The organism is uncultured Neglectibacter sp. (genome assembly GCA_937958185.1).
Classification (GTDB): Bacteria; Bacillota; Clostridia; order Oscillospirales; family Acutalibacteraceae; genus Acutalibacter.
Map to the genome: position 1 here is coordinate 65,507 of CALFFN010000006.1, position 15,465 is coordinate 80,971.

Below are 15,465 nucleotides of genomic sequence, written 5' to 3' on the forward strand. Positions count from 1 at the left end.
CGGTTCCCGGTTTCTCATGCTTTTTGTAAGTTTTTTCAGAAAGCCCTTACCCCGCCGCCGCTTCCGCCGGGTTTTTCCGCGCGATACAGCGCCTGAGCCAGTTCATGCGCAGATAGTAAACGAGGAACACCAGGGAGGTCACCACCCACGTGACCGGGTAATTCAAGGCGACCATCTGCATGGTGTGATTTAGCGGCACGGCGAGGAAAATCCAGAGAATGCGCAGCCCACACACGCCGAAGCAGGTGATGAGCATGGGCTGCAGCGCTTCCCCCGCGCCCCGGATCGTGCCGGATAAAATTTCGATAAACACATAGGTAAAGTACGAGGGGGCAAGCACATAGAAAAAGTCCTGCCCGATGGAAACCACCGTTTTGTCCGTTGTAAAGAAATTCAGCAGCGAGCCGCCGAAGAAAAAGACCACGGCGGAAAGGGCAATGGTAGAGCCCAGCGCCATACCAAGGCATACCCTGGTGCCCCGGCGCACCCGGTCATACTTTCCCGCGCCGAAATTCTGCCCCGCGAAGGTGGTGATGGAAATGCCGAACGCGCCCATAACCATCCAGATAAAGCCGTCGATTTTCCCGATAGCCGCCCACGCGGCAATGGCGTCTGTGCCAAAGGAGTTGATGGACGCCTGGATCAGCAGATTGGAAATGGAATACAGCACCGACTGCGCCCCGGAGGGCAAGCCGATGCGCAGCACGCTTTTGAAAATGTCCCGGTGGAAGCGGATCCGCTTAATTTCCACCCGGTAGGAATCCCTCGTCAGCAGCAGCCGCAGCATGACCAGCACGGCGCTGACCACCTGGGACAGCACCGTGGCAAGCGCTACGCCGAATACATCCCAGTGGAACGCCACCACGAACAGCAGGTCCAGCACGATGTTCACAAGACAGCATGCCATCAGCACGTAAAGGGGCATTTTAGAGTCGCCTATTGCCCGGAGAATGCCGGTGCCCACATTGTAGATCAGGCAGGCAATAATGCCGGCATAGTAGACGTTGATATAGGTGGTCGCCCCGTCCATGATGTCCGCAGGAACGCCTAAAAGCCGCAGCGCCGGCTGAGAGGTGAGCAAGCCCGCCACCGTGAGGACCACCCCGCCGGACAGCGCCAGCGCCATGGAGGTGTGCACAGCTTTGGATACGTTTTTCGCGTCCCCGCCGCCGTAAAACTGGGAGATGATGACCGTGGCGCCGGAGGCAAGCCCCACGAAAAAACCGACAAGGAGGTTTATCAGCGTGCCGGTGGTGCCCACGGCGGCCAGCGCTTCCTTGCCCACATACTGCCCCACAATGACGGTATCCACCGTATTGTAAAGCTGCTGGAAAAACGTGCCGATCAAAATGGGGAAAAAGAAGCCCAGCAGCTGCCGCCAGATAACGCCCTCGATGATCCCGTTTTCCTTTGTTTTCACTGCCATTGTCTTTCTTCCCCTTTCCTCAGTTTTTTGACTCGCTTCCCACCCAGTCCTTCCGGGCGGAAAGCCGATGAATGCGAATATAGTAAGAGATCACCAGCAGCACCGCCGCCCCCAGCCATGCGCCGACCTCCGCGTAGAAAATACCCTCCTGCCCCAGGACCAGCGGCAGCAGCAGCGCCACGCCGATACGCATTGCCATTTCCATAAAGCCCGAAGCCATGGGGATCACCGTGTCCCCCAGCCCCATCAGGGCGGAGCGGTAAATGTGCAGCAGATAGAGAATGGGCAGGCAGACGCTCATGATTGCCAGATAGTGGTAGCCGATCTGCATGGAGACTTCCACCTCCTCCGGCGAGCCGGAGATAAACATTCCCAGGAAAAACCTGCCGAACAGCAGCATACAGGCGGCGATCACCGCGGAGGTGACCAGCGCGATCACCACGGCGGAGCGCATTCCCTGCTTAATCCGCTTTAACAGCTTTCCCCCCAAATTCTGCCCCACGTAGGACGTGACCGCGTACCCGTAAGAGGTGGCGGCAATTTCCAAGATGCCATAGAGCTTGTTGGTGGCGGTAAAACCTGCGATGAACAGCATTCCGTACCGATTGATGACGGACTGCACCACCATGCCGCCCACGGAAATAATGGCGTTTTGCGTGGCGACGGGCGTGCCCAGCTTCAAAAGGGACGCGGTCATTTTCCGGGTGGGAAGGAGGTCCTTCCTTTCCAGCCTGATGACCGTGACCTTCCGCACGTTCAGGAAACAGTATATGCCGGAGAACACCTGCGCGATCACGGTGGCGGCTGCCGCGCCGCCCACGCCCCAATGGAAGCCCATGACGAACAGCAGATCCAGCCCCACATTGATAAGCGCCGCCACGATCATGGCATACAGCGGCGTTTTGCTGTCGCCCAGCGCCCGCAGAATGGCGGCGAGGAAATTATAGGCTGTAATGATGGGTATTCCGGCAAAGATAATGCGCAGATAAAGCAAAGCGTCCGGCATGATGTCGTCCGGGGTGTTCAGCAGCCGCAGCACCGGCGCGGACAAAAGCTGGCTCACAAGCAAAATCAGCGCCGCGGAAACCGCGCACAGCGTCAGGGACGCGCCTACCGACCGGGACAACTCCCGGTGGTCCCCCGCCCCAAAATACTGCGCCATCAGAATGGAAAAGCCCTGGGTGATCCCCTGGACGATGCCCAGCACCATCCAGTTCAGCCAGTCCGCCGCGCCGACGGCGGCAAGCGCCTGCACGCCTACCACCTGCCCTACCACCGCCGTGTCCACCACAGTATACAGCTGCTGGAACACATTGCCTGCCATCAGGGGCAGGGCAAAGGAGAGCAGCAGGCGGACAGGCGAGCCCTCCGTCATATTACGAATCCGCTGTGCCATGAAACGCTTCCTTTCTAAAACCGATTTTTTCGAAAAACTGCTTTCGCGTATGCCGTCTCTATCCCTTTCTTTTTTCCTGCAACGGGGAAAAAGAGTAAAAAGCAGCGGAAGCAAAACCCGGCTCCGCTTCCGCCGCTTACAGCCGAATACTGCCCATTTTATCACGGTTTTTCTCCGTTTGCAACAGGCTTTCCCGCTTTTTTGAAAAATTCACTTTGGGAAAATTCACTTCATGCTGTGGCTCTCCAAAAATGCCTGTATCTTCTCCTCACACCCCGCCGTATCCACCGCAAAGCTCTGGGCATGGGCGGCGCCGGGCACAAGGTACTTTTCCTTTTCTCCCCTGCAGGCGGCGAAATTCTCCTCCGTCATGGAAACGGGGACAAAGTCGTCCGCTTCCCCATGGAGGAACAGCACCGGCAGCTTTGTGTTCGCCAGCGCCTTTCGGGAATCCGCCCCATGCAGGCTGAACCCTGCCCTGACGCGGGCGATCAAATCCACGGCGTTCAAAAGAGGGAACGCAGGAAACTTATAATCCTTCCGGGCAACGTGCGCCATGATCGCCGCCGGGGAGGTAAAGCCGCAGTCCGCTACGATACCGCGGACACAGCCGGGCAGCTTCAGCTCCGACGCCATCATCACTGTTGCCGACCCCATGGAAATGCCCATGAGGAAAATGTCCTCTCCGGGAAAGCGCTTGGCAAGGTAATCCGCCCAGTCCCGGCAGTCGAACCGCTCCTTTACGCCGTAGGTGATATATTTCCCCTGGCTGAGCCCGTGGGAACGCTGATAGGGCAGCACCACCCGGTAGCCCAGAGTGTGGAAAAATTCCGCTTCCAGCGCGAAATCCACCGTGGCAAGGGAGCGGTAGCCGTGAAACGCCAGCACGACGCCCCTGGGCTTTTCCACTTCCGCCGGAAGGTACAGGGCGGCAAGGCGCAGACCGTCATGAGAGGTGATGGTCATGGTCTCCGCCGTATGGTCCCGGATCCACTGCTGCGCCGCTTTCATGCGCTGGGCAAAGGGGTTCCAGATAGAATTGCTGTCGTTTTCGTATTCCTCTCCCGTGCCCTCCTTTTCCGCCCGCGCCACGGAGACTTGGAACAGATACCGCGCCGCGCCGAACAGGGCGGCAACCAGCACCAGAAGCACTGCCGCCAGAATCCAAAGCCACATAACAGTCTCTCCTTTATAAAAATTCTCCTGATTTTTCAGGGAAATTACTCCCACAGCTCTATGCCGAATTCCCCTGCCGCCCTGCGCCAGTATTTCTCCGGCACCTGCGCCCAGCCGGCCTGCTTCCCCGCTTCCTCCCGGTACAGCTCCGCCGCCCGTTCGGGAACCGCCCCAAAGGGGTCCTCCCCGGTCAGCACCGCATGGCGCAGCATCGCCGCCCACACCGGCGCCCTTCGGGTCAGCCCGGAGGTTTCCAGATTGTCGATTGCCCCCTGCCAGTCGTAGGGAATGCACAGAAGCTCCGCCCTCCATGTCCCCTGCACGGGGCGCAGGAGCACCATTTGGGCGATTTTAGCAGATTCCCCCGCTTTCGGTCCGCTTCTCCTGCTGCGGTTCGCGGTGGGTATCCCCACAGAGCCCGCGCAGACGATCTGCTTTCCCTGAACCCAGAACCGCCGGAACCGATGGGTGTGCCCGGCAATGAGAAATCCCTCTGACAGGGACGCCATCTGCTCCAGCTCCGCAGGGTCGTTGGCGATTCTGGCTTTTGTCCGGGCAGGCGAGCCGTGGCAGTAGGTAAGGGGCGGCGCGCCCTCTATCTGCCAGCGCCCGGAAACCGGCAGGTTTTCAAACCAGTCGATATCCTGCGGCTTCAAATTTTCATAGCAGGAAAGCAGCGCGCCCTGCGCGGAGCAGTCCGTCCAGGGCATGCCGTCCCCCTGCTTTTCACCGTTTGCCCGGTAGCCGATCATGTATTCCTCCCGGTTGCCCCGGATAAACCGGCAGTCATAGCGGCTTTTTATCTCATAAAGCTGCTCCAGCACCCTCTGGGGGTAGGCGTGGTCGGTGATGTAATCCCCTAAAAACAGGAAATGCCGGATCCCCCGGCGGCGGGCACAGTCCAGACAGGCTTTCAGCGCCAAATAGTTGCCGTGAACGTCTGCCAGCACGGCAATTTCCAGCTTCCCGCTCATAAAATCCCCCCGTTCCTCTGGGTGAACAGGTATGCCCCCACCGCCACGGATACCGCCAGATTCAGGGAATCCACTGCGTCGGTCTGGGCGATGAACAGGCTCTGCCCGTAAGTCTGAAATTCCGGGGGAAGCCCGCTTGCCTCGTTGCCGAACACCAGGGTGTAACGCTCCGCTTTCGGGCAGCTTTCCGGGGTCAGCACAGTGCCGCCGTCCAGCATAAAGGGGAAAATGCTCCTGCCCTCCCCGAATTTTGCAAGATATGCCGGGAAATCCGGGAATGTCTCGATTTCCAGCTGGAACAGCGCCCCCATGGACGCCCGCACCGCCTTTGGGTTCCACACATCTGCGGCGGACTGCCCGATGATCGCAAGGTCCCGAATGCCAAAGCCTAGCAGTGTTCTCTGGATCGTCCCCAGATTTCCCATGTCGGCAGGCTCTACCAGCGCCACGTGGGGCGCACCTGCCCGCAGAGCGCCCGGATATTTTTCAAACTCCCCGGCGGCATAGCAGATTTCCTTCTGTGAAATCCTGTCCAGCGCGCGCCTGCTACACAGGCAGGGCACGTTTGCGCTCCGGCACAGCGCCTGAAGCTTTTCCTTCTCCCGGAAGCTGTCGTCATAATAGACCGCCTTTGCCCGCTCCGGGCGGTGCAGCAGCAGCTCAAAGGTGGGAAAAGGTCCCAGCGTGTAGGAATGGGAAAATTCTTTTTTATATTTTTTCGGCAGTTCTTTGTTCTGCTCCACAGGCGCCGCCCCCTTACGCTCCGTTTTCCCTCATTTTACTCTTTTCCGCGAAAAATTCCAACCCCCATTCCTGACTTTTCCTTTTCCCGCAGCATTTTCCGGAAATGCTGCCGAAAATCATTTTTTGCACAAAAGCCGCCGCTGAATTTTTTCAGCGACGGCTTTTTCTCTGCTTCCGATACGGTCTTATTCCTCGATAGCCGCTTTTTGGCGGTTGATTTTCGCGATTTCAGCCATGTCAAATTTGGGGACACGGTCATAGGTATACATGCCGTTCAATTCAAATTCCACATCGGTCAGCTGGGTATAACAGAACGCGCATATCTCCGGGTTCTGGAGCAGCGCTTCGGTCAACCCCTTGTAGCGCGCCATAAATTCCTCCTTGGTGCGCACCCGCTGACCATAGCCCCAGCCCTCCTTGTCCGCTTCGGTGCACCACCAGATGCCGCCGTATTCGCTGACAAAGGTCATGTCCGGGTCGGTCTCCTGCCGCTTTTGAATGCTTTTCGCAAAGGCGGCGGGGTCCTGTTCATAATCGTGGCAGTCGCAGACGTCATAAGCGCCCTTCACGTGGTGCCAGCCACTGCAATCCACAATGGGGCGGGTGGGGTCGGCGGCTCTTGTCACATCGCACACAGCCTTGATGAGCACGGGGTCCTGGTTCTCCTGGGTCTCATTAAAGGGGCACCAGCCTACGATGGCGGGGTGGTTGTAGTCCCGGTTCATCTCGTCCAGCCATTCCGGGACCGCCGCTTTCCACGCGGTGGCGCGGGAAATATCCAACCCCCAGTTGGGGAACTCGCCCCAGACCAGATAGCCCATGGCGTCACAGTGATAGAGAAAGCGCTCCTCAAAAATTTTCTCATGGAGCCGTGCGCCGTTGAAGCCGCAGTCCAGGCTGCGCTGGATATCCGCCTTTAACTCGCCGTCGGTGGGGGCGGTGTAAATTCCATCGGGATAGAAGCCCTGATCCAGAACCAGCCGCTGGAACACAGGCTTGCCGTTCAGCTTGAGCTTGTGATCCTCATAGACGATCTCGCGAATGCCGAAATAGCTTTCCACGCTGTCCTCGCCCACCGTCAGGGTCAGGTCGTAAAGGTTGGGCTGCCCCGCGTCCCAGAGGTGGGGCTGGTCGATGTGCAAAGTAAGGTTCGCGATCTCGCCCCGAACGGTCCCGGTACAAGCTGCCACAGGGCTTCCCTGCCAGCTCGCCTGGGCTTTTACTTCCTTGCCTTCGCCGCCCTTCACATGGATCTCCAGCCCCACCGTGCCGTCCAGGGAGGTGCGGTACCTGGTGAGGGAAATGTAGGTCTGGGGGACGGCCTCCAGCCACACGGTCTGCCAGATGCCGGTGGTGCGGGTGTAGAAGCACCCGGCGGAATAGAAGTCCGTGCTCTGCTTGCCCAGCGGCTGCTCCCCGCTGCGCGTGTCGTCCCTGGCAAAAACGGTGAACACGTTCTTGCCGGGCACCAAAAGCTCCGTCACGTCAAAGGCAAAGGAGCAGTAGCCCCCGATATGGACGCCCGCCGGCTTCCCGTTGACGAAGACCTCCGTTTCATAATCGCAGGCGCCCATATGGAACAGCACCCGCTTGCCGGCAAAGGACTGAGGAAGCTCGACCTCCTTCTTGTACCACACGGCCGCCATAAAGTCCTTATACCCCACGCCGGAAAGCTCGCTCTCCGGGCAGAAGGGCACGGTGATGCTGCCGGAAAGATGCGCCGCTTCCTGCAATTTCCTTTCCCGCCCGGTCACGCCGTGGTCGATCTCAAATTCCCATGTTCCGTTGAGGTTCAGCCAGTCCTGCCGAACCAGCTGCGGGCGGGGATATTCCGCCCTTGGAATGTTATTTGTCATGATAGATTTCCTCTCTCCCGGGGCTTTCCCCGGGTTGCCCAAAAAATTTTTTCCAAACAGGGCTTTTCACCCTTTTTGCCGGTATTTTTTGCCGATATGCCGCAGGCGCGCTCAATAGCCCAGCCTATGGAGGTTATCGTAGCTGGTCTTCAGGCAGTCAAAGGGGCTGCCCTCGCAGATATCCTGCTCCACCAGAATGTGCTCCACGCCGCCCAGCTCTTCCATGGTGCGGAGAATTTTCGGGAAGTTCAGGTTCCCTTCCATGACGGGCGCCATGACGGCGTCCCAGCCGCGGACAGCCATATCCTTCAGGTGCACGCAGGGGGTGCGCCCTTTCAGCTTTGTGAGCCACTCGCACACGTCCGCTCCGCCCATCTGCACCCAATAGGTGTCCAGGGTAAAGCCCAGCTCCTCCGGGGCAAAGCTTTCCAGCAGGGTATTCAGCACCAGCCTGCCATTAAATTTCTGAAATTCAATATTGTGGTTGTGGTACATCAGCAGCTTCCCGGCGGCGGCAATTTTCTTTGCCGGCTCCCTGTAGTCCTCCGCAAAATGCCACAGCCATTCCGGGGAGCAGTATTTTTTCGGCATCATGCCGATCCCGATATACTTGCAGCCCATCACGTCATGCTCCCGAATGACTGCTTCCGTATCGTTCAAAATGCGGTTGGGGTCGGTGTGGGTCAGCACGATCTCCAAGCCGTGCTTGTCGCAAAGCTCCCGCACTTTTTCCGCCGGGATCGGTCCAATGGCGGAAATCTGTACCGTCTGGTAGCCCATTTCTTTCACTCTGCCCAGGGAATAGTCAAGGTCTTTCGCGGTCTGGGTGTAGTCCCGCAGGGTAAAAAGCTGCGCGCCTAATTTCATGATGATCTCTCCGTTTCTCTTTTATATTACTTTATTGCTCCGCCCGCTGCCGCGCTGCCTCATACAGCATGACCGTGGCGGCACAGGCGACATTGAACGAGGACGCTGAGGATGTTTCCGCCATGGGAATGGTGCACAGCATATCGCAGGCCTCCTTGAAGGCATGGCACAGCCCGTCTGTCTCATTGCCCACCATCAGCAGCAGCGGACGGGTCAGGTCCTGCTCATACAGCACGTGCTGCTTATGGGCGGTGGTTCCTATGGCGAGGAAACCCGGATATTTCTCCTTCATCTCCGTCAGGAAACGGAACACCGTGCCGTTATCCGCCACTCGCACGGCAGGCACATGGAAAAAGGAGCCCATGGACGCGCCCACCACCTCGGGGTCGTACAGGTCCACCCCGTGCCCGGTCAAAATGAGCCCGTCCGCGCCCAAAGCGTCGCAGGAGCGCAGGATCGTCCCCAAATTGCCCCGGTTGGAGGCGCGGTCAAACAGCAGGAACAGCGGGGTTTTTCCGCTCCCTTTCAGCGGGGCGGTGAGCCGGGAGATATCGTCCTCCCGCATTTTCACCACCGCCATCAATTCTGAGGTATCCTCTTTCCCGCTGAGCTCCGCCATCAGCGCCGGGGAAAGCTGGAAGTTCACCTGTGTTTTCACCTTTCCCAGCATTTCCGCCGCCCAGTTGGACAGCGGGCGCTCCGGGGCATAGAGAAAGGAGGATATCTCCCAGCCGTTTTTCACGGCTTCGTTCAGGTTCCGAACGCCCTCCACAAAAAATTCCCCATATTTGTAGCGCCTGTTCCGATTGGTTTTCAGCACTTCAAATTTCTGGTAATCCGCGTTTTTGCTGAGTATCTGCCTGCTTTTCATTTCCTCCGTCCCCTCCTGCCGCCCAGCCTGCAAAATTGCCAGGTCTTACTTTTGCACGTCGATCAGCACCTTCATGGTGGTTTCCCGGTTCGCGTCGATATACTGGTAGGCGTCCAGGTACTGGCGGAAGGGGAACCGCTGGGAAATCAGGGGCTTCAGCTGCACTTTGCCGCTGTCTGCCAGCTCAATGGCGGTCTGGTAGTCCTCCGTGCGGTACATCATGGACGTGTTCAGGTCCAGCTCGTGGTCGTTCAGCACGGCCAGGTCCACCTTCGCCATGCCCGCAAACACCGCCACCAGGATAATGGTGCTGCCCTTTCTGGCGTACTGGATCGCCTGCCCCATGGTGATATCGTTTCCGGCGCAGTCATAGATCACGTCGGCTTTGTCAGGTCCGAAATTCCCGGTCAGCGCCTTGCCGAAATCCTTTTCTTTGGTATTCACGCAGAAATCCACACCGCATTCCGCCGCCTTTTTCAGCCGGATATCACTGATATCGGTGATCATCACCCGCTTTGCGCCCATGCCTTTCGCGGTCTGCGCCACCAGAATGCCGATGGGTCCCGCACCCAGCACGCAAATGTCCTGCCCGGTCACATCGCCTGCCCGGCGAACCGCGTGGACCGCCACCGCCAGCGGCTCGATCATCGCGCCCTCCTCCAGGCTCATGCTTTCCGACAGGGGCGTCACCTTTTCCGCGTCCACCGCGAAATACTGGGACGCTACGCCGGTGGTCTGGAAGCCCATGACCTTCAGCTTTTCGCAGAGATTATACTTCCCGTGGCGGCAGGGGTAGCATTCCCCGCATACCACCTGGGGCTGAATGGTCACCTTCTGCCCAACGGATAATTCGCTGACGCCAGCGCCCAGCTTTTCCACCAAGCCGGAAACCTCGTGCCCCTGGGTCACGGGGTAGCTGGTAAAAGGGTGCTCGCCGTGGTACACATGGATATCCGAGCCGCATACGCCGATCTCCATGATTTTAATGAGGACCTCCCCTTCTTTCGGCTCCGGGGTGGGCACCTCGCGGAACTCGATCTTTCCCGGTTCGGTCATCACCTGCTGCAACATATCATTTTCCTCCCTTATGGGCAGCAAAACCGTTTTTTATTTCCCGCGCCGCCCTTTCTCTTTTTCTAACTATGAAGCATTTTTCCGGCGGTGTCAAGTGTTTTCCCTAACCAAATTCCTAAAATAAAAATTGAATTGATATTCAATTTTGCTCAAATGTTTCTCCATAAAAGACATTGACTTTTTTAGGAGAAGTTATTATACTAGCTCTATCTCAATTCCCATATTTTATAGGTTTTGCAAAGGAGGTGAATCACATGGCAAATTCGACACGTTTCACATTATCCAAAAAGGAAAAGGAACTGATGAACCTTTTCTGGAACGCCGAAGCTCCGATGGCACGCTCTGAAATTCTGGAAGCAGCCTCTAAGGCGAAGTGTTCCTGGAAACCCAATTCCATTCACATTCTTGTCAACTCTCTGCTTGACAAAGGCGCGGTGGAGGTGGCAGGTCTCTACCTGAATTCCCGTAAGCTGGGGCGCACCTTTGCCCCCGCAATTACCCGTGAGGACTACGCGATCATGCAGATCGAGATCGCCGCTATCCAGGCAAGGGCCGAGGGCGTTGCCGTACCCAGCCGCATGGCGGCTGCGATCGTTGACAACCGCACTACTTCGTCTGATCTGGATGAAATGATCCGGGTGCTTGAGTCAAAGAAGAAGGGAAAATAATTCCTTCTTCGGCTGCTGCGGGCAGCCTGGGGCGGCTTCCTTATCAAATCAAAATTGCCGCTCCTGTTCTTTTGCTTTGTGGGTCGTTTGGAAAAGCCTTCGGGGGCAAGCCTTTGTTTCTGAAATTGCTTTTCCGAATGGAATGTTCCCACAGCTTTCTTTTGGAGATGTTGTTTTCTTGCAAAACCGGGGGCATAATGGCTCCCGATTCAATAAAGTGCCGCGCTGCGGCAACTATGGTTTTGCAAAAAACGCCCCGGCGGGCTTCCCGCCGGGGATTTTTCTTTTTGTATTGCCTTCTTATGGGGCTGGGACCCTGTGTCCCGTTTGAGATATCCGGCTTTTCCGCCGCCGGGTTTTCCTCTTTTTTCTGAAACCTGCTTTCCAAAACGGAAAAGGCTCGTGCTTTCGCACGAGCCTTTCCTTACTTCAGGCAGTCCTGCAATCTACAGGCGCCATTATTTTTGTTCCTTATTTCGCCTCGGGAACAGTGATCTTGTCAGAGTAGAAGGTGGCAGGAACACTCTTGGAAGCGAACATCAGGTCGGAGTAAGCCCACATAGCGTCGCCCTTCAGATCCGGGAACGGATTCTTGATGGAGCTGTCTCCCTTGATGGCTTCCTTCTTGGCGTCGTCCAGGCCCAGGTAGATGTTGGTCATCTTGGCAGCCTCAGCGCGCTGAATGTTCATCTTGCCGCTGAAAGAGCCATCGGGCTTGCCGTTGATGGTGCCGTTGTTGCACAGGGCAGCAACGTACTCCTTCGCCCAGCCGGAAACCTTATCGAAGTCGTTGACCTTATCGGTGGTGTCGGTGGTGGAGGTCTTCACACCAAAGACACGGGCGATCATCGCAGCGGCTTCTTCACGGGTAATCTGGGCGTTAGGCGTACCCTTACCCAGATCGTTGCCCTTCATAATGCCGTTCTTCTTCGCGCAGGCAACGTAGTTGTCGGACCAGCCATCGTGAGGCATATCCGGGAACAGGTTGGCAGGATCCTTGGTGTAATCCACATCCTTGTCATAGACGCCGGCTGCAATCACCAGTACCTTTGCCAGTTCCTTACGGGTAATGTTCGCGGTGGGTCTTACCTCACTCTTTTCGTTACCGACCATGTAGCCGCGGAAGACAGCGGTCAGGGTGTTTTCGCCCTCAGCATCGGGCTTGTAGGTCTCAGCGGTCACGAGGTGAGCCTCGGTGCCGTCGGTAGACCAGCCACGGAACTCCAGACCAACCTTGGGTGTTACCTTGGGCAGTGCGTCCAGCTTATTGTCGCTGTTCAGGTCAGCGGTGTCATATTCCGCCTTGCCGAAGCCCAGGGTATCGAAGCTTACGCCGCTGGAAGCGGGTACGCCCTTGCGGTTGATGGGAGCGGTAACAGCCAGCTTCTTGGAAGAAGCGTTTGCCACGTTGGTGAACAGAACGCCGGTGGTCACATCGGCAGTGCTCAGATCCAACTCGATCTCAATGCTCGAACCAGCCAGGCTGCTGAAGTCCCAGCCCTCTTCGGTAGCTTCCACAGGATCGATAGTGGTCTTCCCAGCGGGAATCGTCAGCTTATTGGCGTCGCTGTTGAACTTGATTTCCACAGCGTCGGTCACGTCGCCGGTCACTTCAACGGTGAACAGACCAGTGTCGGCAGCCTTGGTGATCCTCAAACCGTTGGACTCGCCCTCGGTCAAGGCTGCGCCGCCCACAGTCGCGTCAGCAGGCAGGATAAACTTGGTGCCCTTGACCAGCTCATCGGCAGCCTGAACCTCTGCATCGGTGTTAGTCAGCGTTTCCGTAGAAGGCTGCTTGCCGGGATCGGCTGCGGTGTACACAGCGGGATACGCTGCCTTGATGGCGTCGGAAATCTTGGAATCGGTGGTGAAGTAATCGCCTACCGTGCCCTGGGTCTTCTCAACGCCTGCCACCGTAACGGCAGCGCCCTTGATCGCAGTGAGGACCTGCTCGATGGTCGCGTCGGAAGCGATCTTGCCAGTGCCGGTGTTCACGGAAACAGCAGCGTCGATGGGCTTGATGTTGCCGGTGGTAGTAGCAGGCAGCTTGTAGGTGGTATCGCCAACCTTGATTTCCGTCTTAGTGCCAGTGATAGTAGCGGTCTTGCCGTCAGCAGCTGTTTCGTCCGCATAGGAAGCGGTAATACCGAAATCTGCCTTCTCAGCACCCGCAACTCCGCCGGTGACGGTAATCATGTCGTCGGTGATGGTCTTAGTGCCGTCATAGTTCTTGTCGGCAATCGTAACGGTCAGCGTCGTCTCGCTTGCGGAGCTGGCGGTGAAGGTTACATTTGTCAGACCAGTGATAGCGCCGGCAGGAGCGGTATAGGTGAAGGTACCTGCGTCAGCATCGGTAATGCTCACAGTACCAACGGAAGCGGTCAAGCCGGTGAGCTTCTCGCCAGCAGTCAGCGTAATTGTACCTGTGGAGGTATCGCTGGGCGTGCTGATATGGTTCTTGCCGCTGCCCCAGGTGATGGTCTTGCCATCGGTGGTAGTAGCGGGCAGAGCGTAGCCAGCGGGGCTGACTGTGCCCTTTACGCCGGTCACAGTAGCGCCTGCAAAGGTGTAGCCCTTTGCGCCAGCGCCTGCCAATGTAGTACCCAGCGCAACGCTTACATCATTAACGTCCTGAGCAGTAGATACATCGGCATAGGTTGCGGTGTAAGACACGGTAACTACATCGCTATTGATGATACCGTTACCAGCAACAAAGGTGTAAATTCCAGTCTTGGTCTTGTCGGTCGCATTCTGCAAAATCGCAGGAACATTGGTGATTCCTGCTGCAGCAGGTGCGGTCAGAGTGATTTTTCCAACCGCAGCAGTAGCGGCGGACTCTGCCTTACCGTACAGAGCGGTATCCGTAACCTCAACCTTGATGGTCTGGTCAACATCAGCCAGCGTCAACTTGTAGGTGGCGTTGGTAGCACCTGTAATTTTAGTAGTACCACGATACCACTGATATTTCGGTGAAGTAGCGTTGGTGTTGTGAGTTGCGGTCAGGGTTTCGCCGTACTTTGCCGTGCCAGAGATGGTCGACGTGCCAGTGATGGCGGGCTTGATCTTAAAGGTCTTGGCGGAGGTCAAGTAGCTAGTTGCCGGATTTTCATCCATGGGATCGCCGCCAGAGGTCAGCACCTTGTTGGCATCTACCTTGATCTTGTAGTTCGTGTTAGCAGCCAGGTTGGTGTCGTTAGCAGCGATCTGCAGTGTCGCGGTGCTTGCTCCTGCCGCAGTGCCCTTGATCTTAACAGCAGGTGCGCTGGGTACAGCGCTTCCTGTGCTGTCTACGATTTTGAAATCAGTTGCGGCAATGTTAGAAGCGAACTTGCCGTTCTTGGAAATGCTTACCACAACTTCTTGATCCGCCACCGGATCCAGAGTTTTCTCTACGATGTCGATTTCAGGATCGTTGGAAGTGACGGTGACGAAAGTGGAAACACCTTCGATATTTGCGTCGTTATCCGCAGTGGTATAAGTATCCTGGCACTTTCCACTCGCATTAGCGTTCTTCATGATCTGCATACCACCGGCAATAGCGTTTCCTGTTCCGCTAACGCCGCCCAGCTTGGTTCCGCCTGTGGTATACGTTGAAACCTTAAATTCAGATCTCGTGACCGTCTTCTTTGCACGGAAGGGGATCACATAATCCCAATCTGTTCCCGTTGCGCTCTTCTGCTGGTTATTATCTGCATAAGAATAGCCAAACAGGAACTTGACTTTTCCGCCAGCTTCTGTCCACGCAGAATAGTTGATGCCATTCTGCAGTGTTCCGCCCAGCGTCTTCCCTGCATAAGCTCCAGCATCCGCTGCCGTAATAGCCACCGTGCCGGTGCCGCTGGTCGCTCCACTGTTCCTTGCCAAGGCGTTCGGAATGATATCTCCTGCTTTCTCAAATGCCTCTCCATCGAACTCTACCATACATGTCATAGGAGCAATATCTTCACCACTGGTCATCTTTACAGTGATGTATACGAGCTCTCCCTTTGCAACCGTGCTCTCCTCTGCCTTTGTGGAAAGCACTTCTTCATAGTTGGCAATTCTGGTAAGGAAAGTCGCTGCGGCAGGGAATACTCTGTTAGAAGTACCCAAAGCTGTAGCCGTCGTGTACTGCCCATACTTCTCCAGGGTGTCTACAGTTATAGTTTCATCCTCTCCTGTCGACTCATTCGTAACTGTCAACGGGTTCTTCAGAGCCCCAAACGTCCCCGTCGATTTTAATGTTATTGTTACTTTGTCAATTGTTGTTACTGACGCGGCCAACGCTCCCATTGGGACCATTCCCACTATCAGCAACAATGCAAGCAACAATGACACTAGTCTTCTTGCTCTCATCTTTCTTGCCTCCTGTTTCTTGTGTTTATATTTGCTCCACGGATTTCTCCGTCAGTGCCCTTCCTCTAATGGTTCCTT

The 15,465-nt window shown here is 56.6% G+C and carries 12 protein-coding genes; 2 read left to right on the forward strand and 10 right to left on the reverse strand.

Annotation, left to right across the window (positions count from 1 at the left end; genetic code table 11):
* Positions 1–46: 46 nt before the first annotated feature.
* The 9 genes from AB8996_RS01975 to AB8996_RS02015 form a co-directional block, all read right to left on the reverse strand.
* A complete protein-coding gene (locus AB8996_RS01975) occupies positions 47–1,426 on the reverse strand; it encodes an MATE family efflux transporter (protein WP_369297295.1) in 1,380 nt (459 codons plus the stop codon).
* A 19-nt stretch (positions 1,427–1,445) separates the two neighbouring features.
* Positions 1,446–2,822 carry an MATE family efflux transporter gene (locus tag AB8996_RS01980; RefSeq protein ID WP_369297296.1) on the reverse strand — a complete coding sequence of 459 codons (1,377 nt, stop codon included), beginning with the start codon at positions 2,820–2,822 and terminating at the stop codon, positions 1,446–1,448.
* A gap of 225 nt (positions 2,823–3,047) precedes the next feature.
* Positions 3,048–3,998 carry an alpha/beta hydrolase gene (locus AB8996_RS01985; RefSeq protein WP_369297297.1) on the reverse strand — a complete coding sequence of 317 codons (951 nt, stop codon included), beginning with the start codon at positions 3,996–3,998 and terminating at the stop codon, positions 3,048–3,050.
* A gap of 44 nt (positions 3,999–4,042) precedes the next feature.
* Complete coding sequence (locus AB8996_RS01990; RefSeq protein WP_369297298.1) at positions 4,043–4,972, reverse strand: metallophosphoesterase; 930 nt, start codon at positions 4,970–4,972, stop codon at positions 4,043–4,045.
* Positions 4,969–5,715: a TrmH family RNA methyltransferase gene (locus AB8996_RS01995; protein ID WP_369297299.1), complete on the reverse strand. Its 747-nt coding sequence runs from the start codon at positions 5,713–5,715 to the stop codon at positions 4,969–4,971. The genes AB8996_RS01990 and AB8996_RS01995 overlap by 4 nt, the downstream gene beginning before the upstream one ends.
* Before the next feature lie 186 nt (positions 5,716–5,901).
* A complete protein-coding gene (locus AB8996_RS02000; protein ID WP_369297300.1) occupies positions 5,902–7,572 on the reverse strand; it encodes a glycoside hydrolase family 2 protein in 1,671 nt (556 codons plus the stop codon).
* Positions 7,573–7,683: 111 nt separating this feature from the next.
* Entirely contained in the window at positions 7,684–8,439 is a 756-nt protein-coding gene (locus AB8996_RS02005; protein ID WP_369297301.1) for a sugar phosphate isomerase/epimerase family protein, read from the reverse strand.
* A gap of 31 nt (positions 8,440–8,470) precedes the next feature.
* Positions 8,471–9,310, reverse strand: a complete 840-nt coding sequence (locus tag AB8996_RS02010; RefSeq protein WP_369297302.1) for a TrmH family RNA methyltransferase — start codon at positions 9,308–9,310, stop codon at positions 8,471–8,473.
* 45 nt (positions 9,311–9,355) lie between these two features.
* Complete coding sequence (locus AB8996_RS02015; RefSeq protein ID WP_369297303.1) at positions 9,356–10,381, reverse strand: zinc-binding dehydrogenase; 1,026 nt, start codon at positions 10,379–10,381, stop codon at positions 9,356–9,358.
* Between the two features lie 257 nt (positions 10,382–10,638).
* Here AB8996_RS02015 and AB8996_RS02020 point away from each other — a divergent pair, with 257 nt between their 5' ends.
* Positions 10,639–11,052 carry a BlaI/MecI/CopY family transcriptional regulator gene (locus AB8996_RS02020; protein WP_369297304.1) on the forward strand — a complete coding sequence of 138 codons (414 nt, stop codon included), beginning with the start codon at positions 10,639–10,641 and terminating at the stop codon, positions 11,050–11,052.
* Positions 11,053–11,128: 76 nt separating this feature from the next.
* Complete coding sequence (locus AB8996_RS02025; RefSeq protein ID WP_369297305.1) at positions 11,129–11,383, forward strand: hypothetical protein; 255 nt, start codon at positions 11,129–11,131, stop codon at positions 11,381–11,383.
* Positions 11,384–11,523: 140 nt separating this feature from the next.
* On the opposite strand, the gene AB8996_RS02030 is transcribed toward AB8996_RS02025, so the two are convergent.
* Positions 11,524–14,982, reverse strand: coding sequence for an S-layer homology domain-containing protein (locus AB8996_RS02030; protein WP_369297306.1), 3,459 nt, complete (start codon positions 14,980–14,982; stop codon positions 11,524–11,526).
* Between the last annotated feature and the right edge of the window lie 483 nt (positions 14,983–15,465).

What these genes read in the sequence shown, in the direction of transcription:
- AB8996_RS01980 (WP_369297296.1), bottom strand. Translation starts at nt 2,822, where the DNA reads ATGGCACAGCGGATTCGTAATATGACGGAGGGCTCGCCTGTCCGCCTG.
- AB8996_RS01975 (WP_369297295.1), bottom strand. Translation starts at nt 1,426, where the DNA reads ATGGCAGTGAAAACAAAGGAAAACGGGATCATCGAGGGCGTTATCTGG.
- AB8996_RS02030 (WP_369297306.1), bottom strand. Translation starts at nt 14,982, where the DNA reads ATGACATGTATGGTAGAGTTCGATGGAGAGGCATTTGAGAAAGCAGGA.
- AB8996_RS01990 (WP_369297298.1), bottom strand. Translation starts at nt 4,972, where the DNA reads ATGAGCGGGAAGCTGGAAATTGCCGTGCTGGCAGACGTTCACGGCAAC.
- AB8996_RS02000 (WP_369297300.1), bottom strand. Translation starts at nt 7,572, where the DNA reads ATGACAAATAACATTCCAAGGGCGGAATATCCCCGCCCGCAGCTGGTT.
- AB8996_RS02020 (WP_369297304.1), top strand. Translation starts at nt 10,639, where the DNA reads ATGGCAAATTCGACACGTTTCACATTATCCAAAAAGGAAAAGGAACTG.
- AB8996_RS01985 (WP_369297297.1), bottom strand. Translation starts at nt 3,998, where the DNA reads ATGTGGCTTTGGATTCTGGCGGCAGTGCTTCTGGTGCTGGTTGCCGCC.
- AB8996_RS02015 (WP_369297303.1), bottom strand. Translation starts at nt 10,381, where the DNA reads ATGTTGCAGCAGGTGATGACCGAACCGGGAAAGATCGAGTTCCGCGAG.
- AB8996_RS02010 (WP_369297302.1), bottom strand. Translation starts at nt 9,310, where the DNA reads ATGAAAAGCAGGCAGATACTCAGCAAAAACGCGGATTACCAGAAATTT.
- AB8996_RS02005 (WP_369297301.1), bottom strand. Translation starts at nt 8,439, where the DNA reads ATGAAATTAGGCGCGCAGCTTTTTACCCTGCGGGACTACACCCAGACC.